Consider the following 19,595-nt stretch of genomic DNA (forward strand, 5'->3'; position numbering starts at 1 on the left):
CGCGCATGACCCAGGGCCCGGTCCGCCTCGATGTCGCCGTCGGCTACGCGGTGCCGCGCGCCGGCGTGCCGGCCGCCGCCAGTTTCCGCAAGTGGGCGGCCGCCGCGCTGGCCGGGCGCATCCGCGAGGCCGATCTGGCGATCCGCCTGGTCGGCACCCGCGAAGGGCGCGCGCTGAACCGCCATTACCGCGGCCGCGACTACGCCACCAACGTTCTCAGCTTCCCGGCGGAACTGCCGGAAGGGCTGCCCAAGAACGTGCGCCTGCCGCTGCTCGGCGACCTGGTGCTGTGCGCGCCGGTGGTGGCCCGCGAGGCCAAGGAACAGGGCAAGCCGCTGAACGCGCACTACGCCCACCTCACCGTGCACGGCTGCCTGCACCTGCTGGGCTGGAACCACGAGGATGCGCGCGAGGCCGAGGCGATGGAGCAGCTGGAGCGCGGGATCCTGGCCGCGCTGGGACTGCCCGACCCCTATCTGGACGCCTGAACACCCGCCCCGCGGATTCGCTAGACTTTCCCCGTTTTCTTTCCCCCGCCACACGCAAAGGCCCCCACGCCCCATGTCCGAGGACGACAGTCGACGCCCAGCCGACGCCGACGAGAAACCCGCCGAGAAACCCCACCGCTCCTGGCTGGACCGCATCAGCGCCGCCCTGTCCGGCGAGCCGACCAGCCGCGAGGACCTGATCGAACTGCTGCGCGACGTGCAGGCCGACGGGCTGATCGGGCCCGACACCCTGCGCATGATGGAGGGCGCGGTGAACATCGCCGACATGACCGTGGGCGACGTGATGGTGTCGCGCGCGCAGATGGTGGCACTGCCGGCGGACGGCAAACTGCTGGACCTGATGAAGCAGGTGGTGGAATCCGGCCACTCGCGCTTCCCGGTGCACGGCGAGGACAAGGACGAGATCCTCGGCATCCTGCTGGCCAAGGACCTCCTGCGCGGGGTGGTGGCCGACAACGGCCCGGCCAGCATCCACGCGCTGCTGCGCCCGGCGGTGCTGATCCCGGAGTCGAAGAACCTCAACGTGCTGCTGCGCGAGTTCCGGCAGTCGCGCAACCACATGGCGATCGTGATCGACGAATACGGCGGCGTGGCCGGGCTGGTGACGATCGAGGACGTGCTGGAGCAGATCGTCGGCGACATCGACGACGAGCATGACGACGCCGCCGACGAAGGCGTGCTGATCGCGGCCCAGGCCGACGGCCAGTTCGTGGTGGACGCACTCACCCCGATCGCCGATTTCAACGAGCGCTTCGGCGCCGATTTCGACGACGACGAATACGACACCATCGGCGGGCTGGTGACCGCCGCGATCGGCCACCTGCCGGAAGCCGGCGAGGAGCTCTCGCTCGGGCGCTTCACCTTCCGGGTGGCGCGCGCCGACGCGCGCCGGCTGCATGCGCTGCACGTGAGCGTGCATGCCGAGGGCTGAGCGCGCGCGCGCGGCAATCCGGCTGGCGCTGGCCCTGCTGCTGGGCCTGCTGGCGGGGCTGGTCCAGGCCGCGCCGCAGGCAGCGTTCACCGCACCGTCGCCGCCGCGGATCGGGGTGGTGACGATGGGCCCGGGCGAGGTGTTCTGGGAACGCTTCGGGCACGACGCCATCGTGGTGGAAGACCCGGTCACCGGTGCGCGCACCAGCTACAACTTCGGCTTCTTCGACCTCGACGAGCCCGGCTTTCTCGGCCGCTTCGTCAAGGGCGACATGCGCTACCGGCTGGTGGCGCTGCCGCTGGACGAGGACATGGCCTATTACCGCGCGGTCGGGCGCGGCGCACGGGTGCAGTGGCGGACCTGGCGCCGGCGCAGGCGCGGGCGCTGGCAGCGGCGCTGGCCGAGAACGCACGCCCCGAGAACGCGCGCTACCGCTACGACTACTTCACCGACAACTGCGCCACCCGCGTGCGCGACGCGCTCGACCGCGCGCTCGGCGGCCACCTGCGCAAGCAGCTGGAAGGCCGCTCCAGCGGCGATACCTACCGCAGCGAGGCGCTGCGGCTGGCCTCGCCGGAGGCGTGGATGTGGCTGGCCTTCGACATCGGCCTGGGGCCCTACGCCGACCGCCCGCTGAGCCGCTGGCAGGAGGATTTCCTGCCGCGCCGGCTGGCCGACGACCTGCGCCGGGTCAGCGGCACCGGCGGGCGCCCGCTGGTGGCCGCGGAAGTGGAACTGCTACCGCAGCGGCTGCCGCCGGAACCGGCCGAGCAGGAACCGGCGCTGTGGCCCTGGCTGCTGGCCGGGGTGCTGGCCGCGGTCGGCATCCTGTGGCTGCGCACGACCCGGCCGCGGCTGCTGGCTGGGCTGGCGCTGGGCTTCTGGCTGGTGTGCGGCCTGCTCGGGCTGGTGCTGGCGCTGGGCTGGGCGTTCACCGACCATCAGGCGATGTGGGCCAACCGCAACCTGCTGCTGTTCAACCCGCTGTGCCTGCTGCTGGTGCCCGGCGCGGTCGCCCTGCTGCGTAAGCGTGCGCCCTCGCCGCGCTTTTTCGCCCTGCTGGTGGCGGTGGCGGTGCTGGCCCTGCTGGTCTGCCTGCCGCTGTGGCTGCAGCTGTATCCGCAGCGCAACGGCCACTGGATTGCCCTGCTGCTGCCGATCCATGCGGCGCTGGCGCGGGCCTGGCGCGCGTTGCCGGCGGCTTGATGGCCGCCTTCCGCGCGGGCAGGATGCACCCATGAGCCGACTGCCCGACTCCCAGCGCCAGGCGATCATCAACTGCGCGGTGTACGACCGCACAGGCCACCGGCGCGACATCCCGATCGAGCAGATCAGCGAGGAGCTGGCGCAGGACGATGGCCGCTTCGTCTGGATCGGCCTGTACGAGCCGGACGAAGCCGTGCTGGATGTATTGCAGGAGGAATTCGGCCTGCACGACCTGGCGGTGGAGGATGCGCACAAGGCGCACCAGCGACCGAAGATCGAAACCTACGGGCAAAGCCTGTTCATCGCCGTACACACCGCCCAGCGCGTCCACGGCGAGGTGCGCTTCGGCGAAACCCAGGTGTTCGCCGGCCCGCACTACCTGGTGACCGTGCGCCACGGCGCCTCGCTCAGCTACGCCCCGGTGCGCCAGCGGCTGGAGCGCGAGCCGGACCTGCTGGCGCTGGGCCCCAGCATCGCCCTGCACGGGGTGCTGGATTTCGTGGTGGACAACTACCAGCCGATCGTCGCCGACTACGAGGACGAGCTCGATACCCTCGAACAGGACGTGTTCGCGGAAAGCTACCGCCGCGCCACCCTGCAGCGCCTGTACCACCTGCGCAAGGACCTGACCCGGATGCGGCTAGCGGTGCTGCCGATGCAGGACATCCTGGCCCAGCTGAACCGCGCGACGGCGTTCCCGATCCCGGACGCGGTCAAGCCCTATTTCCGCGACGTCCACGACCACGCCGCACGCGAAGGCGACACCATCGACACCCTGCGCGAGATGGCGGCGGCGGCGATGAGCACCAACCTGGCGCTGGTGACGGTGGCGCAGGGCGAGGTGGTGAAGAAGCTGGCCGGCTGGGCCGGGCTGCTGGCCGCGCCGACCCTGATCGCCAGCTGGTACGGCATGAACTTCGCGCACATGCCGGAACTGCAGGGGCGCTACAGCTACGCCATCCTCACCGGTGTGGTGGCACTGGTGTGCATCGCGCTGTACGCCTACCTGCGCCGCATCCGCTGGCTGTAGCGCACCGCACGCGGCACGCCCTCAACGCAGCCAGAACACCACCCACGCCAGCGCGGCCAGGGCCGCGGCCGCCGCCACCCACCACCACAGCGGCATGCGGAAACCCGCCGCGCGTGGCGCCAGTTGCTGCAGTTCGGACCGGGTGGAATCCAGCAGCCGGAAGCGCACCGTGTCGAAGCCGATCTCGTCGCCGGCCACGGCCAGCCCCTGCAGGATGCGGCGACCGTTGAGGAAGGTGCCGTTGGTGGAACCGGCATCCTCGATCTGCACCCCGTCCGCCACCGGCACCAGCCGCGCATGCTGGCGCGACAGGCCCGCGTCCTCGATCTGCAGCGTGCACTCCGGCGCGCGGCCGACGGTGGCGACGCCCACCAGCGGATGGCTGCGCCCCAGCATCGAACCGGACACCCCGCGCAGGACGAAGCGTGGCAGCACCGGACGCACCCGGGTCAGACCGGCATCTTCCACCGACCCCTGCGAATCCACGGCCGGCGCCGCCTCGCGGTTTCTGGCCACCACGGGGGCCGGCATCGCCGCCAGCCGCACCTGCACGCCCGCGATGTCGAGCTGATCGCCCGGGCGCAGCGCGATCAGCCCCTGCACCGGGCGCGCGTTGACGCTGACCGCGGCATCCGGCATGACCTGCAACAACACCCGCCCACCGGTCATCTGCAGCGCGCAGTGCTGTGGCAATACGCCCGGCTGCTCCAGCACGATTCCGGAACCCGGATCGCTGCCAATGGTGGTGACATCGGACTCCAACAAGCACGGTGCGTGCTCGCCACCCGGAAACACCAGCTTCATATCATCAATCTCCCCTCGCTACCTCTTAGGCACTGCCCGGCCAGCTTTCCCGACTGCCGGCATGGAGTTGTCAAAACCTCACTGACCGATATGGCGCCGCAGCCAGGCATTCACTGCCTCGTGCCACTGCACGCTGTTCTGCGGCTTGAGTACCCAGTGGTTCTCGTCCGGGAAGTACAGGAACTGCGACTCCACGCCCTTGCGCTGGGCCGCGGTGAAGGCGGCGATGCCCTGCTCCACCGGAATCCGGAAATCCTGCTGGCCGTGCACGATCAGGATCGGTACCCGCCAGTCCTTGACGTGGTTGGCCGGGTTGAATTTCTGGTAGCCGGCCGGGTTGTCGTAGGGCGTACCGCCATTCTCCCACTCGCTGAACCACAGCTCCTCGGTGGCGTAGCCCATCATGAAATTGTCGAACACGCCGTCGTGGGCGACGATGCACTTCCACGGCGCATTCCACACCCCGGCGATCCAGTAGGCCATGAAGCCGCCGTAGCTGGCGCCCAGTGCGCAGGCCTTGTCGCCATCGAGGAAGGGGTAGGTCTTGAGCGCGTAGTCCCAGCCCTTTTGCAGGTCTTCCAGCGGGCGGTCGCCCCAGTGGCCGGAGATGGAATCGGTGAAGGCCTGGCCGTAGCCGGTGCTGCCGTGGAAGTCGATCATCACCACCGCATAGCCCTGCCCCGCATAGGTCTGCGGGTTCCAGCGGTAGCTCCAGCCGTTGCCGAAGCTGCCCTGCGGGCCGCCGTGGATCAAAAACGCCACCGGGTACTTCTTGCCCGGCTGGTAGTTCCACGGCTTGACCACATAGCCGTACACGGTTTCGTCGTTCCAGCCACGGAACTTGAATTGCTCGTACTGGCCCCAGGCCACGTCCGGCAGCATCTGCGCCGCGCCCGGGGTGATCTGGCGCAGCGGCGCCTTGCCATCGGGGCTGGTGGTGTAGAGCACGTCACCCGTGACCAGCGAATTGCGCGCCAGCGCCAGGGTCGGCCCGGCGAGGTCGAACGCCGACACGCTGCCGTCCTTCACCACCGTCTCCACCTCGCCGTTGGCCAGCGCGACACGGAACAGCGGGTGCTGGCCCAGCTCCTCGGCGGTGGTGTAGAGCCACTTGCCGTCGGCGGACAGGCGGATGCCGTCGGCCGAGGCATCCCAGCGCGATGCGATTTCCCTCGTCTTGCCGGAGGCGAGGTCCATCGCCATCAGCGCGAAGCGGTCGGCCTCGAAGCCGGGGCGCTTCATCGCGCGGTAGTACAGGGTCTTGCCGTCGGCACTGAACACCGGGGTGGCGTCCCAGGCCTTGTTGGCGGCGGTGAGGTTGCGCGCGCCGCTGCCGTCGGCATTCACCAGCCAGATGTCGAAATTGGTGCTCCACGGCTCCTCGCGGTTGGCCTGGCGCACGCTCATCGCCACGGCCTTGCCGTCCGGCGACCACGCGAAGTCGGACAGATCACCGAACGGCTTGGACGGGATGTCGCCGTGGATGCCACCGCTGAGCAGGGTGGCCGAGGCCAGCATGCCTTCGCCGCCGAGCGGGGCGGCGAACACGCGGTTCAGACGGCCGTCGTTCCAGGCATCCCAGTGGCGGATGAACAGGCGGTCGAACACCTTGCCGGTGACTTTCGCCGCCGCGGCCTCGTCCAGCTTCTTCTTCGTGCAATCGAGATCCGCCTTGCAGTCCGGGAACACCGCCAGCGCCAGCGCCACCTGGCCACCGTCGGGTGAGAGCTGGTAGCCGTCCACGTCGATCGGGAAATCGGTCAGGCGCCGCGGCTCGCCGCCGGCCAGCGGCATCGCGTACAGCTGCATGGACCCCGACTTGGCGCTGAGGAAATACAGGGTCTTGCCATCCGGGGAGAACGCCGGCGAATTCACGCTCCAGCCTTGCGGCGATACCTGCTTCGGCGGCGCGATGTCGCGCGTGACCAGGTTGCGCATCCACAGCGTGGTGGTGGACTTGTTGGTGGCCTTGTCCACGGTGCGCCTGGCGAACACCAGCACGCGCCCGTCCGGCGACAGGGTGGGCGCGGAGTAGCGGTCCATATAGGCCAGCTCCTGCACGGTGAAGCCGTGCCTGGCGGCCGGCGGCGCGTCGGCGGCGAGCGCCGGCAGCGACAGGGCGAGGGCGAGCGGAAGCAGGGCGAGGCGAAGGTTCATGGCAGTAGCTCCGTGCTGCGAAAGATGAAGCCGCCCACGCAGGCGCAGGCGGCGAAGAATCAGGCGTTCGGGTTGGCCTTGGCGCCGGTGCGGTACAGCAGCCAGGCCACCACCGCCAGCACCGCCAGGCCCACGTACTTGCCGAACTGCAGCGAGGGCGGCAGCGCGATCACGTCGGCGCGACCGGAGGCCACGATCGGGATCGCGATCAGGATGCCCATCAGCGCCTCGCCGGTGATCAGGCCCGCCGCGAACAGCGTGCCGGGGCGGTGCAGGCGGTCGCGCGCGGCCTCGTCGTGGCTGCCGGCCAGGCCGTGGCGCTTTTCCACCAGGTAGGCCAGCAGGCCGCCGAGGAAGATCGGCACCATCAGTTCCAGCGGCAGGTAGATACCGATCGCCGCGGCCAGCACCGGCACCCGGAAAGTCTTGCCGGCGGCCTTCAGCCATTCGTCGATGACGATGATCACCGCGCCCACGCCGGCGCCGATGGCGATGATCGTCCATGGCAGGTCCTTGCCGCCGAACATGCCGCCCGCGACCGAGGCCATCAGGGTGGCCTGCGGCGCGGCCAGCGAATTGGGATGCTGCGGGGTGGGCGCGCCGATGCCGTAAGCCTGCGCCAGCAGGTTCAGCACCGGCGCCATGATCAGCGCGCAGGAGAACGCGCCGATGCCCAGCATCAGCTGCTGCTTCCACGGGGTCGCGCCGACCAGGTAGCCGGCCTTGAGGTCCTGCAGGTTGTCGCCGCCGACCGCCGCGGCGCAGCACACCACCGCGCCGATCATGATCGCGGCCACCGCGCCCAGCGGCGCGCCGCCCACACCCACCGCGGCCCGCCCCGCCTCGCCCAGCAGCACCATCAGCACCACCGAGGCGAACAGGATGGTGGCGATGGTGATGCCCGACACCGGGTTGTTGGACGAGCCGACCAGGCCGGCGAGGTAGGCCGAGACCGACACGAACAGGAAGCCGGCCACGATCATGATGATGGCCATCGGGATGCTGACGTGCCACATGCCCACGATCGCCTGGTACAGCAGCAGCAGCGGCACCACGAAGGCCACCAGCGCCACCAGCATCCACTTCATCGGCAGGTCGCGCTCGGTCTCGGCCACCACCTCGCCGCTGCCCTTGCGCGCCGCGGCCACGCCGCTACGCACGCCGGACAGCAGCGAGTTGCGCAGCGAGAACAGCGTCCACGCGCCGCCGATCAGCATCGCGCCGACGCCGAGGTAGCGGATCTTGGCCGACCAGATCGCGCCGGCGATGTCTTCCGGGCCGGCGCCCGCGATGCTGCTCGCCAGCGCCGGATCGGAGCCGAGGAAGAACATGTGGTAGATCGGGATGGCGATGTGCCAGGACAGGATCGAGCCGGACACGACCACGATCCCGATATTGAGACCGACGATGTAGCCCACGCCCAGCAGCGCCGGCGACAGGTTGGTGCCCATGTAGCCGAGGTACTTGCCGAAGAATCCGGCACCGGCGGCGGTGTCCGGGATCAGGCGCATGCCGCTGGCGGCGGCGGCCTTGATCACCCCGCCGACCGCGGCCGAGAACGCCAGGATCTTCAGCCCCGGCCCCGGGTTCTCGCCCGCCTTCAGCACTTCGGCGGCGGCCTTGCCTTCGGGGAACGGCAGCGGCTCTTCCACGATCATCGAACGCCGCAGCGGTACCGAGAACAGCACGCCGAGCAGGCCGCCGAGGCCGGCGATCGCCAGCACCCACGAGTATTTGAAGTCCTGCCAGTAGCCCAGGATGATCAGCGCCGGGATGGTGAAGATCACGCCGGCGGCGATCGACGAACCGGCGGAGGCCCCGGTCTGGACGATGTTGTTCTCCAGGATGCTGCCACCGCCCAGCAGGCGCAGCACGCCCATCGACACCACCGCCGCCGGGATCGCGGTGGCGATGGTCAACCCGGCGAACAGCCCAAGGTAGGCGTTGGCGGCGGACAGGATCACCGCCAGGATGATCGCCAGCGCCACCGCGCGGAAGGTCAGCTGCGGAACCGGCTGAATGGGGGTCGACATCGGGTGCCCTCGTCAGGATGCAATCGGCGAAACCTAGCCGCTGCACGGGAGCAAGTCCAGTGCGGAAGGCGCGGCGATGGCGCAGGGACGCGGTGCCGCATCACCCCAGGCCCCCCGATACTCGCTCGGCTGGGGCGATACCGCTCCGCATCCCCCATACTTTCTCCGCCTCTCCGGGGATACACATGCAGACCATCACCCAGGCCGGTCCGGCCGCAGGCGACGACTTCCTCGGCCACCCCAAGGGCGTCTACGTCTGTTTTTTCACCGAGATGTGGGAGCGCTTCTCCTTCTACGGGATGAAGGCGCTGCTGCTGCTCTACCTCACCAAGTACCACCTGTTCGGCGACAAGGCCGGCCTGGACCTGCTCGGCGCCTACGGCGGGCTGGTGTACTGCCTCCCGGTGATCGGCGGGCTGCTGGCCGACCGCTGGCTGGGCATGCGCAAGGCGGTGACCTTCGGCGGCGTGCTGCTGGTGCTGGGTCATGTCGGCATGGCGTTCGAGGGCCATGCGGCGACGCTGCAGGCCGGCACGCCGGTGCGCGACGAGGGCGCGCTGAAGGTGATGTACCTGTCGCTGGCGCTGATCATCATGGGCGTGGGCTTCCTCAAGCCGAACATCTCCACCATCGTCGGCCAGCTGTACGCCGACAACGACCCGCGCCGCGACTCGGGTTTCTCGCTGTTCTACGCCGGCATCAATCTCGGCTCGCTGTTCGCCTCGCTGGTGTGCGGCTACGTGGGCGAGACCTGGGGCTGGAAATACGGCTTCGGCGCGGCCGGCATCGGCATGCTGGCGGGCCTGGCCATGTTCCTGTGGGGGCAGAAGTACCTGCACGGCCATGCCGAACCCGCCGACCCGGCCGCGCTACGCCAGCGCGTCGCCGGCCTGCCGCGCGAATGGCTGATCTACGCGCTGGCGGTGCTCGGCGTGCTGCCGGTGGCCTGGCTGATGTGGGCGGCGGCCAACGGCGCGTTCGCGCTCGGCGGCGAAGTCTCGCTGGCGCTGCTGCTGATGCTGGTGGTGCTGGGCGCGGTGCTGCTGTGGTTCGCCTGGTTCACCGGCACCCGCTGCACGCCCGTCGAGCGCCAGCAGATGATCGCGCTGATGGTGCTGATCTTCATGGCGCTGGTGTTCTTCACCCTGTACGAGCAGACCTACGGCTCGTGGGTGACCTTCACCGACCGCCTGCTGACCAAGGACATCGTGCCGGCGCTGGTGGTGCGCGCGGGCACGCCGTGGCCGTGGTCCGCGCTGTCGCTGCTGCTGGCACCGCTGGCATTCTTCGTGGCCGCGCGGATGTCCGACCGCGACCCCGCCTCCCGTGCGCCGCGCGTGCTGTTCCTCGCGGTGAGTGCGCTGATCCTGGTGCTGCTGGTGCGCGACTGCGTGGCGCTGCCGCAGACCGCCGGCTCCCTGACCTACCTCGGCGCGTTCTTCCTGGTCGCACTGGCGCCGCTGTTCACGGCGCTGTGGGGCTGGCTGGACACACACGGCGCCGATCCGAGCAAGCCGGCGAAATCGGCATTCGGCCTGCTGTTCGCCGGACTCTCGTTCATCCCGCTGGCGCTGGCCGCGCAGCAGGTCGGCGCGACCGGCGCGATGGCCAGCGTGTGGTGGCTGGTGCTGGCCTACCTGATCCTCGAGATCGGCGAGATGTGCCTGTCGCCGGTGGGGCTGTCGGCGGTGACCCAGCTGGCGGTGCCGCGCGTGGTCAGCCTGATGATGGGCACCTGGTTTTTGGCCACCGCGTTCTCGGAGACGCTGGCCGCGCTGCTGGGCAAGCTGGCCGCGATCGAGGTGCCGCAGGGCGAGGCGCTGGACCTCGCCGCGGCGGCCCCGAAATACGCGCACCTGTTCTGGCTGCTGACCTGGATCGGGATCGGCTGCGCGGCGGCCGCTTTCCTCGCCGCGCCATGGCTGCGGCGCATGATGCACGGGGTGAAGTGAACCTGAATCCCGCCCCCGGCCCGCGCGGAAGGCGCTGCTACACTCCCCCGCCTGATCGCAAGGAGACCCGCCGCATGCCGACGCCACGCCCGCTTGCCCTCGCCCTGCTCGCCGCGCTCGCCGCCAGCCTCGCCTCCCCGCAGGGCCTGGCCGCCAGAAAGAAGCCGGTGGTGCACAAGAAGGCGGCTGCCGTGGCCTCCGCGGCCTGCACTGACCTCTACGCCGAGGCCAACAAGGGCTGGCTGGCCTCCAACCCGATGCCGGAAGCGGGCGCCATCTCCGCACTGGGCCAGCTCGGCGTGCGCGCCGAGCAGCAGCAGCGCGACCTGCTGGATACCTTCATGCGCGCTCCACAGAACACGGTGCAGAAGCTGCTGGGCGACTTCTGGGCCAGCGGCCTGGACGAGGCCGCGGTGGAAGCCGACGGCGCCACGCCGGTGGCGCCGCTGCTGCAGCGGATCGACGCCATCCGCAGCAGCAGGGACATCGCGCCGGCGGTGGCGGCGCTGCACCAGGTGGGCATCCCGGTCCTGTTCGGCTTCAGCGCCGACGTGGACCTGCGCGATCTCGACCGTCACCTCGGCTATTTCACCCAGGGCGGCCTCGGCCTGCCCGACCCGGCCTACTACACCCGCCGCGACGCCGACACCCAGGCGCTGCTGGCGCGCTATGCCGATTACATGCGCAAGATCCTGGCCTTGACCGGGGTGCCGGCCAAGGACATCGAGGCCCAGACCGCGCTGGCGCTGGACGTGGAAAAACGCATCGCCGCCGCCGAACGCCCGCTGGCAGACCTGCGCGATCCGCGCAAGAATTTCGCCCCTGTGGCCACCGCCGGCCTCGGCAAGCAGTACCGCAACCTGCAGCTGGACGCCTTCCTGAAGGCGCAGGGCGTGAGCGACGACACCGTATCGCTGGCCGACCCGGCGCTGTTCGCCAGGCTCGATGCGCTGGTGGGTACGCTCAAGCCGGCGCAGTGGCAGGCCTACCTGCGCTGGCGGGTGGGCGATGCGATGGCGCCCTATCTGTCGAAGTCGTGGCGAGATGCTGCATTCGAGTTCCGCGGCAAGGTGCTGCTGGGCCAGGCCGAGCCCGCGCCGCGCTGGAAGCAGGTGTTGGACGCCATCAACCTGGCCGCCGGCCCGATGCTGGGCCGCGAGTACACCGCCGCCTACCTGCCCGACGCCACCCGCCAGCAGGCCGGGCAGATCGCCACCCAGGTGCGCGCGGCGCTCCAGCAGGAGATCGAACGCGGCGACCTTCTGCAGGGCGCGGCCAAGGCCGAGGCGCTGAAGAAGCTGGACGGACTGAAGGTGGAGATCGGCGCGCCGCGGCGCGACCTCGACTACAGCGTGCAGCCGATGGGCCGCGGCAGCTTCGGCAGCAATATGCTGATCGCCTCCACCTGGCGCCACCGCCAGGAGATGCGCCGGATCGGCAAGGGCAATGCCGAGCGCCGCTGGGACGTGCTGCCGCAGCAGCCGGCGCTGGCCTACGACCTCGCCCACAACCGCCTGATCGTGACCGCGGCGATGCTGCAGATTCCGGTGTTGGACCCGGCGATGCCGCTGGGCAACCAGTACGGCGCGTTCGGCGCGCTGGTCGGGCACGAGCTCAGCCATGCGGTGGACGGCCTCGGCCGCCACGTAGACGCCGACGGCAACGTGCGCGACTGGTGGACACCGGAGGATGCCGCGCGCTGGGAGGCGATGGCCAACCGGGTCGGCCGCTTCTACGCCGGGCTGCCCTACCCCGGGCTGGCCGGCACCAAGGTCGATGGCACGCTGACCCGCGACGAGGACGTGGCCGACCTGGCCGGGGTGACGCTGGCGCACGCCGCGCTCGCGGCCGCCAAGCCCGAACTGGACGCGCAGACCGAAAAGGGCTTCTACACCGGCTGGGCGCAGCTGTGGGCGCAGCAGGTGACCCCCGACGAAGCGCGCCTGCGCGCGCGCCAGGACGTGCGCGCACCCGGCCTGTGGCGCGCCAATGCCCCGGCGATGCAGCGGCCGGATTTCGGCAAGGCCTTCGGCTGCAAGGCCGGCGCGCCGATGCTGGTCAAGGACGCCGAGCGCATCCAGCCCTACTGACGGGCCCTCTCCCACTTCCCCGCTACGGCCAGCCCGCCTCTGCGGGCCAGCGGCGCGCGCCGACCTCAGCGCACGATGCGGATGTGCGGGCCGCCGCGCCCCCGCCGAACGGCGGCTGCCCGCGCCAGTAGCGGATCAGCAGCCAGCCGAACAGCATCCCGCCCAGGTGCGCGAAATGGGCCACCCCCGGCTGCAGGCCGGTGACCCCCAGGCCCAGTTCGAACAGGCCGTACACGATCACCAGCGTGCGCGCCCGCATCGGGATCGGCGGAAACAGCAGCATCACGCGCTGGTTGGGGAACAGCATCCCATACGCCAGCAGCAGCCCGAACACGCCGCCGGAGGCGCCGATGGTGGGATATGGATCGGCCCCATGCGCCAGCGCATAGGAGCCCACCGCCAGTTGGCACAGCCCGGCGCCGATCACGCTGACGAAGTAGTACGCCAGGAACCGGCGCTCGCCCCAGACATATTCCAGCGGCGCGCCGAACATCACCAGCGCCAGCATGTTGAACGCGATGTGCAGCAGCCCGCCGTGCAGGAAGGCGTAGGTCACCAGCTGCCAGGGCATGAACGCCGGCGCCAGCAGCTCGGGATCGTAGGCCGCATCGCCCCACGGCCACAGCATGAAATCGAGCATGCGCTGGTCGCCCAGCAGTGACTGCAGGGTGAAGCCCACCAGGTTGGCGATCAGCAGGGCCTTGGTGACCCTGGGGAGGTTGAACGGCATCCGTGCATCATCCGGTTTCGTTGCGGCGCATCATAGCCGCTCAGCGTGGCCGCCAGAGCGCCGCATCGAGGTCGTCTTCAGCCGGCGGCAGGCGCACCCGGCCGCGCTGCACCGGCACCCCCTCGGCCTGCAGGCGCCGGCACTGCTCGCGGAACCCGTCCGAATCCGGCGGGAACGCGATCCGCCCGTCGGCGCGCAGCACCCGGTGCCAGGGCAGACCCGGATCCTCATTACGCGCCAGCAGCCGCGCCACCAGCCGCGCGCGCCCCGGCAACCCGGCGCGGCGGGCAATCGTCCCGTAGCTGGCCACCTGCCCGCGCGGCAGGGCGCGAATGGCCGCCAGAATGCGCTGGTCGGACGCGGCGGCCGAAACGGGCGGATCGAAGCATGGCATGTTCCGCGCTAGCATAGCCGCTGGTCCATCCGCAGTCCCGCTGTCATGCAGAACTTCGAGCAGATCCGCCGCCACCTGATCAACGCCGGCTACCGCCTGAGCGTGCAGGAACCCTTCCTGGCCTGCGTGGAACTGTCGCTGGCGCAGGGCAAGCGGCATCAGGCCATCTTCCTGGCCGAGCTGCAGGACGACGACGGCCGCAACTACCTGCGGGTCAGCACCGCGGTGGCCCCGGTCGTCGGGCTGGATGCGCGGCGCGCGCTGCGCTTCAACTTCGAAAGCCGGGTCGGCTACCTGGCGATCAGCGAACTCGACGGTGTGCCCTTCCTGCACCTGTGCGAGAACCGCCCCTACGAGTGCCTGACCGCGGCCGAGGTCGATCGCCTGGTGCTGGAGATCGGCGGCACCGGCGACGAGATGGAACACCGGATGTCGGCCGGCGGCGACCTGCTGTAGCCCTCTACGCATCGGCCGGGAGGCGCGCCGCCGGATCAAGCCCAGCCCAGCACATCCAGCAGCCGGAACAGGGCGTAGGCGACGCCGCCGGCGGCGGGGATGGTCAGAATCCACGCCCAGACGATGCGTTCGACCACGGTGAGCCTGAGCGCGCGCGGATTCTTGGCGAACCCCACGCCCATGATCGCGGTGGAAATCGAATGCGTGGTGGACACCGGCATGCCGTAATGCGCCGCCAGAGTCAGGATGGTGGCCGAGCTGGTCTCCGCCGCGAACCCGTTGATCGGATGCAGGCGTACCATCTTGTGGCCGAGGGTCTTGATGATTCGCCAGCCGCCGGAGGCGGTGCCGAGCGCCATCACCAGCGCACAGGTGACGATGATCCAGTCCGCAATCCCCTGCGGATCGGTGCTGGACGGATGCAGGAAGGACAGCCAGCCCGGCAGATCGTCCAGCGCGCCGGTGGACTGCGCGCCGAACAGGGTCAGCGCGATGATGCCCATGGTCTTCTGTGCGTCGTTCTGGCCGTGCGCATAGCCCATGTAGGCCGCCGACAGGATCTGCACCTTGCCGAAGAAGCGGTTCACGAAATGCGGCCGCGCCAGCCGGCGCAGGATGCCCCCGCGCGCGCCATCCCGGCGATCAGCGCCCACAGCAGCAGCATCACCAGCACGCCCAGCAGGAACCCGGCCACCGGCGAGCTGACCATCGGCACCAGCACCTTCCACAGCAGGCCCTTGTTCTTGGTCCAGTCGCCCACCGTCTGCGACCAGATCAGTGCATCCATGTCGTTATGGGCCGCGGCCAGCGCGGCGCCGCACAGGCCACCGATCAGGGCATGCGAGGACGAGGACGGCAGGCCCTTCCACCAGGTGATCAGGTTCCAGGTGATGCCGCCCAGCAGCGCGCACAGGATCATCTGCGAGGACACCTGCACCACGTCGGTATCCACCAGGCCGGAGGCGATGGTCTTGGCCACCGCGGTCCCCATCAGCGCGCCCACCAGGTTCATCGCCGCGGCCAGCATTACCGCCTGCCACGGCGAGAGCACCTTGGTGGCGACCACGGTGGCGATCGAGTTTGCAGTGTCGTGAAAGCCGTTGATGAACTCGAACACGAGCGCGGCCACGACCACCACCAGCACGAGGGTCAGCATGGCGCAGCCCCGTCAGCTGTTCTTGAGCACGATCTGGTAGGCCACCACACCCGCCTCGCGGCAGCGGTCGATGGCCTTCTCCAGGATCTCGAAGAACTCCTTGAGCAGGAACATCTGCAGGCTGTCGAGCCGGCCGGAGTAGATCTCGCGGTACAGCTCCAGCATCAGGCGATCGGCCTCGTTCTCGATCGCCCGCAGCTTCTCGTTGAGCGCGCTCATGCGGTCGAGGTTCATCCGGCGCAGGTCGCCCACCATCTCCACCACTACCGCGGCGGCCTGCTCCAGCATCGCCGCGCGCGGCGCGAAATCGATGTGTCCCAGGTGCTGGATGGCCAGCGCATAGCGATCGGCGAACTTCTCGATCTGCTTGGGAATCTTGAACAGCGCCGAGCCCAGCGCCTCGATGTCCTCGCGCTCGATCGGGGTGATGTAGCTGTCCACCAGCGCCCGGCCGATCTTGTCGGCCACCGCGCGCTCGCGCTGGCGCGCCAGCTTGAAGGCGTCCAGCGCCGGCTGGCGATCGGCCGCCTTCATCATCGCGTGCAGCGCCCTGGCGCTGTCGTGGGCGGTGGCCGCGGCATCGTCCAGCAGCGCATAGAACTGCATGCCGGAGCCGAAAATGGTTTGCAGCGAGAACATAGGCGGGACCGCGGGTTCGAATGGCAAAGTGGCGGAATTATGACATTTCCGCGACATCCGAAACACGCCGCCCCGCGCGGCGCCCGCGCCGGCTCAGGCCGGGGTGCCGAACCGCCCCAGGTGCGCCCCCGCCAGCAGGTGCAGATGGATCTGGAACACGGTCTGGCCGGCGTCGTGGTTGCAGTTCATCACGATCCGGTAGCCCGACTCGGCGAACCCCCGGGCCTTGGCGTAGCGCGCCGCGGCGGTGGCCAGCCGGCCGATCACGACCGCGTCCTCCTCCGGCACGTCGTTCAGGGTGGCATAGTCGCGCTTGGGCACGAACAGCACGTGCACCGGCGCCTGCGGCGCGATGTCGCGGAAGGCGATCAGATGCTCGTCCTCGTACACGATGTCGGCGGGGACCTCGCGCCGCAGGATCTTGTGGAAGATGGTGTCGGGCATGGCGGAGCGTGAGTGGAACGGGTCGAGGAACGAGTGTAGGCCAGGCCCGCGCCGCCCTCCACCTTCCAGCCGTTTTCCGTCGCTCACTCCTGCATTTCGCTGCGGCTGCCGAAGGCGTGCGACAGGGTGCCGCGGTCCACGTATTCCAGTTCGCCGCCCAGCGGCACGCCGTGCGCCAACCGGCTGGGACGCACGCCGCGCGCGCGCGCCAGCTGCGCCAGATAGTGCGCGGTGGCCTCGCCTTCCACGGTGGGATTGGTGGCGACGATCAGCTCGCGCACCCCACCTTCCTCCAGCCGCTGCGCGAGCAGGTCCAGCCCCAGTTCCGCCGGGCCGATTCCGTCCAGCGGGCTCAGCCGCCCCTGCAGTACGAAATACAGCCCGCGGTAGCCGGTGGCCTGCTCGATCGCCAGGCGGTCGGCCGGGGTTTCCACCGCGCACAGCAGGTGGGCGTCACGCGCGGGGCTGGCGCAAATCGCGCAGACCTCGGCCTCGCTGAAATCGCGGCAGCGCCGGCAGTGCCCCACCCGCTCCATCGCCGCCGCCAGCGCCGCGGCCAGGCGGCGCCCGCCTTCGCGCTGGCGCTCCAGCAGGTGGTAGGCCATCCGCTGCGCGGATTTGTGGCCCACCCCCGGCAGCACGCGCAGGGCGTCGATCAGTTGTTCGAGCAGGGAGGCTGTCATTGCATTCGGGCGTCCGTCCCGCACCGGCGGGAGAGACGGCGGATGGTTCAGAACGGCAGCTTCATGCCCGGCGGCAGCGGCATGCCGGCGGTGGCGGCGGCCATCTTCTCCTGGCTGGCGGCGTTGATCTTGTTGACGGCGTCGTTGAACGCGGCGGCGATGAGGTCCTCGGCCATCTCCGGGTCGGCCAGCGCGGCCGGGTCGATGCGTACCTTGCGGCAGTCCATGCGGCCGCCCAGGGTCACGCTGACCATGCCGCCGCCGGCATTGCCGGTGACTTCCAGCGCGGCCACCTCCTCCTGCGCGCGCTGCATGTTCTCCTGCATCTTCTGCGCCTGCTGCATCAGCTGTGCGATGTTTCCACGCATATCGTGTTTCCGTGTCTGTGTGGTCGTGGGATGTGAATACCGGAATCAGGTGTCCAGCGGACGGATCGAATCCGGCAGGATCTGCGCGCCGTGTGCCTGCACCAGCCGCTGGATCGCCGGATCGGCGGCGAAGCCGGTCTCCGCGTCGGCCTGGCGGACGTCGCGTTCGCGCGCATTGCGCGCCTGCGCGGTCTCGCCGCGCGCAGCAACGACTTCGAAGCGCACGTGCACCGGGCCGCCCAGCCGCTGGCTGAGCACATCGTCCAACTGCAGCACCAGGCGCGGCGACTTCAGGTGTTCCTGCTCCGGGGCCAGCGCCAGCCGCAGCGGACCGTCGGCATGCCCGAGGAAGGCCGCGTGCTCGGCCAGCACCTTCACCGGCCCCTTCAACTCTCCGCTGGCCACCAGCTCGCGCACCAGCTGCGCCAGTGCTCGGAGTCGGTCACCAGCAGGGCGCTGGCGGCCGCACCGGCAGCCGCCATCGCCATTGGCGGCAGCGGCGTCGACGGCGCGGCAGAGGATTCCGGCGCAGGCGACGACGGCTGCGCGCGGGTCGCCGGCAGCGGACTGGCCGGTACCTGCGATCGCACGGGCGCGGAGGCGGATGCCTCCATCGCCGGCGGAGACACCGGCGCCGGTACACTGGCGGGCACCTGCTCCAGCTGCGCGCGCGCGCGCGCGGCGGCCTCGGCGCGGGCCTGCCCGGCGGGCGCGGGGGCGTCCGCGCGCGGCTGGCCACCAGCCTCGGGGCGGAAGGCCAGCATCCGCAGCAGGGTCATCTCGAAGCCGCTGCGCGGGCTGGGCGCCAGTTCCAGGTCGCGGCGGCCGTGCAGCGCCATCTGGTACCACAGCTGCACCAGCTCCGGGCGCAGGCGCGCGGCCAGGCCTTCGACATCGATGGCATCGCGGCCGACATCGACCGACGGCACCAGCTGCTTGACCTGGATGCGATGCAGCGCGTGGGCGAAGGCATCGAGGAGGCTGCCCCAGTCCGGCGCGAACTCCGCCAGCTGCGCCACTTCGACCAGCAGCCGCGCGCCATCGGCATCCGCCAGCGCCGCCAGCAGCGCCTGCACCCGGGTGCGATCGACCGTGCCCAGCATGCTCGCTACCGTCGCCCCCTCCAGACGACCGCCGGCATAGGCAATCGCCTGATCCAGCAGCGACAGCCCATCGCGCAGGCTGCCATCGGCCGCGCGCGCCAGCTGCCCGATCGCATCGTCGTCGGCCTCGATCCCTTCCGCCGCCAGGATCTTGCGCAGCTGGCCGGCAATCTGCCCCTCGTCCAGCCGCTTGAGGTTGAACTGCAGGCAACGGCTGAGCACCGTCACCAGCAGTTTCTCCGGGTCGGTGGTGGCGAACAGGAACTTGACGTGATCAGGCGGCTCTTCCAGCGTCTTCAGCAGCGCGTTGAAGGCCGGCTTGGACAGCATGTGCACTTCGTCGATCAGGTACACCTTGTACTTGCCGCGGCTGGGCATGTACTGCGCGTTTTCGATCAGCTCGCGGACATTGTCCACGCCGGTGTTGGAAGCGGCGTCGATCTCCAGCAGGTCGATGTAGCGGCCGGCGTCGATGGCCAGGCAGGTCTCGCACTCGCCACAGGGGTCGGCGCTGGTGCCGCGCTCGCAGTTCAGGCTCTTGGCGAAGATGCGCGCGATGGTGGTCTTGCCCACCCCGCGGGTGCCGGTGAACAGGAACGCATGGTGGACGCGGCCGGTCTGAAGCGCATTGGTCAGCGCGCGCACCACGTGTTCCTGGCCGACCAGCTCGGCGAAACGCTTGGGGCGCCACTTGCGGGCGAGCACGAGGTAGGACATGCCGGCATTGTGGCATGGACCGGCGCGCCGTCGGTGACGGCGCCCGCGCGTGTTGTGGAAGCGCCCTGCCGCCGCTAGAATGCGCGATCCCGGAGAGGTGTCCGAGTGGTTGAAGGAGCACGCCTGGAAAGTGTGTAGGCGGCTAAACCCCGCCTCGGGGGTTCGAATCCCCCTCTCTCCGCCAGTTCGATGC

15 protein-coding genes, 1 tRNA gene and 3 pseudogenes are annotated in these 19,595 nt (G+C 70.0%); 8 read left to right on the forward strand and 11 right to left on the reverse strand.

The genetic code is table 11. From position 1 onward, the window contains the following. Nucleotides 1–5 precede the first annotated feature (5 nt). From ybeY to LJB71_RS10560, 4 genes and pseudogenes are all read left to right on the forward strand, one after another. Nucleotides 6–488 (forward strand): rRNA maturation RNase YbeY, encoded by a 483-nt coding sequence (gene ybeY, locus LJB71_RS10545; protein ID WP_259304152.1) that lies wholly within the window; start codon nt 6–8, stop codon nt 486–488. Nucleotides 489–561: 73 nt separating this feature from the next. After that, nucleotides 562–1,440 carry a transporter associated domain-containing protein gene (locus LJB71_RS10550; protein WP_259304153.1) on the forward strand — a complete coding sequence of 293 codons (879 nt, stop codon included), beginning with the start codon at nt 562–564 and terminating at the stop codon, nt 1,438–1,440. After that, nucleotides 1,427–2,646: pseudogene (locus LJB71_RS10555) on the forward strand (DUF4105 domain-containing protein). Before LJB71_RS10550 ends, LJB71_RS10555 begins: the two are co-directional and overlap by 14 nt. 31 nt (nt 2,647–2,677) lie before the next feature. Next, nucleotides 2,678–3,676 (forward strand): magnesium and cobalt transport protein CorA, encoded by a 999-nt coding sequence (locus LJB71_RS10560; RefSeq protein WP_259304154.1) that lies wholly within the window; start codon nt 2,678–2,680, stop codon nt 3,674–3,676. Nucleotides 3,677–3,697: 21 nt separating this feature from the next. On the opposite strand, the gene LJB71_RS10565 is transcribed toward LJB71_RS10560, so the two are convergent. From LJB71_RS10565 to LJB71_RS10575, 3 genes are all read right to left on the reverse strand, one after another. Next, the gene (locus LJB71_RS10565; RefSeq protein ID WP_259304155.1) at nt 3,698–4,480 is read right to left on the reverse strand and encodes an FHA domain-containing protein; all 783 of its coding nucleotides are present in this window, start codon (nt 4,478–4,480) and stop codon (nt 3,698–3,700) included. A 78-nt stretch (nt 4,481–4,558) separates the two neighbouring features. Then, complete coding sequence (locus LJB71_RS10570) at nt 4,559–6,637, reverse strand: S9 family peptidase (RefSeq protein ID WP_259304156.1); 2,079 nt, start codon at nt 6,635–6,637, stop codon at nt 4,559–4,561. Nucleotides 6,638–6,696: 59 nt separating this feature from the next. Then, the gene (locus LJB71_RS10575; RefSeq protein WP_259304157.1) at nt 6,697–8,670 is read right to left on the reverse strand and encodes an oligopeptide transporter, OPT family; all 1,974 of its coding nucleotides are present in this window, start codon (nt 8,668–8,670) and stop codon (nt 6,697–6,699) included. A 185-nt stretch (nt 8,671–8,855) separates the two neighbouring features. Here LJB71_RS10575 and LJB71_RS10580 point away from each other — a divergent pair, with 185 nt between their 5' ends. Then, entirely contained in the window at nt 8,856–10,622 is a 1,767-nt protein-coding gene (locus LJB71_RS10580) for an oligopeptide:H+ symporter (protein WP_259304158.1), read from the forward strand. A 74-nt stretch (nt 10,623–10,696) separates the two neighbouring features. Next, nucleotides 10,697–12,712, forward strand: a complete 2,016-nt coding sequence (locus tag LJB71_RS10585; protein ID WP_259304159.1) for a M13 family metallopeptidase — start codon at nt 10,697–10,699, stop codon at nt 12,710–12,712. 22 nt (nt 12,713–12,734) lie between these two features. Here LJB71_RS10585 and LJB71_RS10590 read toward each other — a convergent pair whose 3' ends face one another. Beyond that, nucleotides 12,735–13,442 carry a rhomboid family intramembrane serine protease gene (locus tag LJB71_RS10590; RefSeq protein WP_259304160.1) on the reverse strand — a complete coding sequence of 236 codons (708 nt, stop codon included), beginning with the start codon at nt 13,440–13,442 and terminating at the stop codon, nt 12,735–12,737. 40 nt (nt 13,443–13,482) lie between these two features. After that, entirely contained in the window at nt 13,483–13,836 is a 354-nt protein-coding gene (locus LJB71_RS10595) for an MGMT family protein (RefSeq protein ID WP_259304161.1), read from the reverse strand. Between the two features lie 45 nt (nt 13,837–13,881). Between LJB71_RS10595 and LJB71_RS10600 the strand changes: the two genes are divergently transcribed. Then, entirely contained in the window at nt 13,882–14,292 is a 411-nt protein-coding gene (locus tag LJB71_RS10600) for a hypothetical protein (protein ID WP_259304162.1), read from the forward strand. Nucleotides 14,293–14,327: 35 nt separating this feature from the next. Here LJB71_RS10600 and LJB71_RS10605 read toward each other — a convergent pair. The 6 genes and pseudogenes from LJB71_RS10605 to dnaX all read right to left on the reverse strand — a co-directional run bounded on the left by LJB71_RS10605 (nt 14,328) and on the right by dnaX (nt 19,402). After that, nucleotides 14,328–15,448 (reverse strand): annotated as a pseudogene (locus LJB71_RS10605) (inorganic phosphate transporter). A gap of 12 nt (nt 15,449–15,460) precedes the next feature. Continuing rightward, nucleotides 15,461–16,087, reverse strand: coding sequence for a pit accessory protein (locus LJB71_RS10610; protein WP_259304163.1), 627 nt, complete (start codon nt 16,085–16,087; stop codon nt 15,461–15,463). A gap of 93 nt (nt 16,088–16,180) precedes the next feature. Further along, nucleotides 16,181–16,531 carry a histidine triad nucleotide-binding protein gene (locus LJB71_RS10615; RefSeq protein ID WP_259304164.1) on the reverse strand — a complete coding sequence of 117 codons (351 nt, stop codon included), beginning with the start codon at nt 16,529–16,531 and terminating at the stop codon, nt 16,181–16,183. Nucleotides 16,532–16,614: 83 nt separating this feature from the next. Continuing rightward, complete coding sequence (gene recR, locus LJB71_RS10620; protein WP_259304165.1) at nt 16,615–17,214, reverse strand: recombination mediator RecR; 600 nt, start codon at nt 17,212–17,214, stop codon at nt 16,615–16,617. Between the two features lie 47 nt (nt 17,215–17,261). Further along, entirely contained in the window at nt 17,262–17,582 is a 321-nt protein-coding gene (locus LJB71_RS10625; RefSeq protein WP_114960285.1) for a YbaB/EbfC family nucleoid-associated protein, read from the reverse strand. Nucleotides 17,583–17,627: 45 nt separating this feature from the next. Further along, nucleotides 17,628–19,402: pseudogene (dnaX, locus tag LJB71_RS10630) on the reverse strand (DNA polymerase III subunit gamma/tau). Between the two features lie 91 nt (nt 19,403–19,493). Between dnaX and LJB71_RS10635 the strand changes: the two are divergent. Then, nucleotides 19,494–19,586: transfer RNA gene (locus tag LJB71_RS10635), tRNA-Ser, on the forward strand. The last annotated feature ends 9 nt before the right edge of the window (nt 19,587–19,595 follow it).

Origin of the sequence: Thermomonas sp. S9 (assembly GCF_024704365.1) — a bacterium.
Taxonomy (GTDB): Bacteria; Pseudomonadota; Gammaproteobacteria; order Xanthomonadales; family Xanthomonadaceae; genus Thermomonas.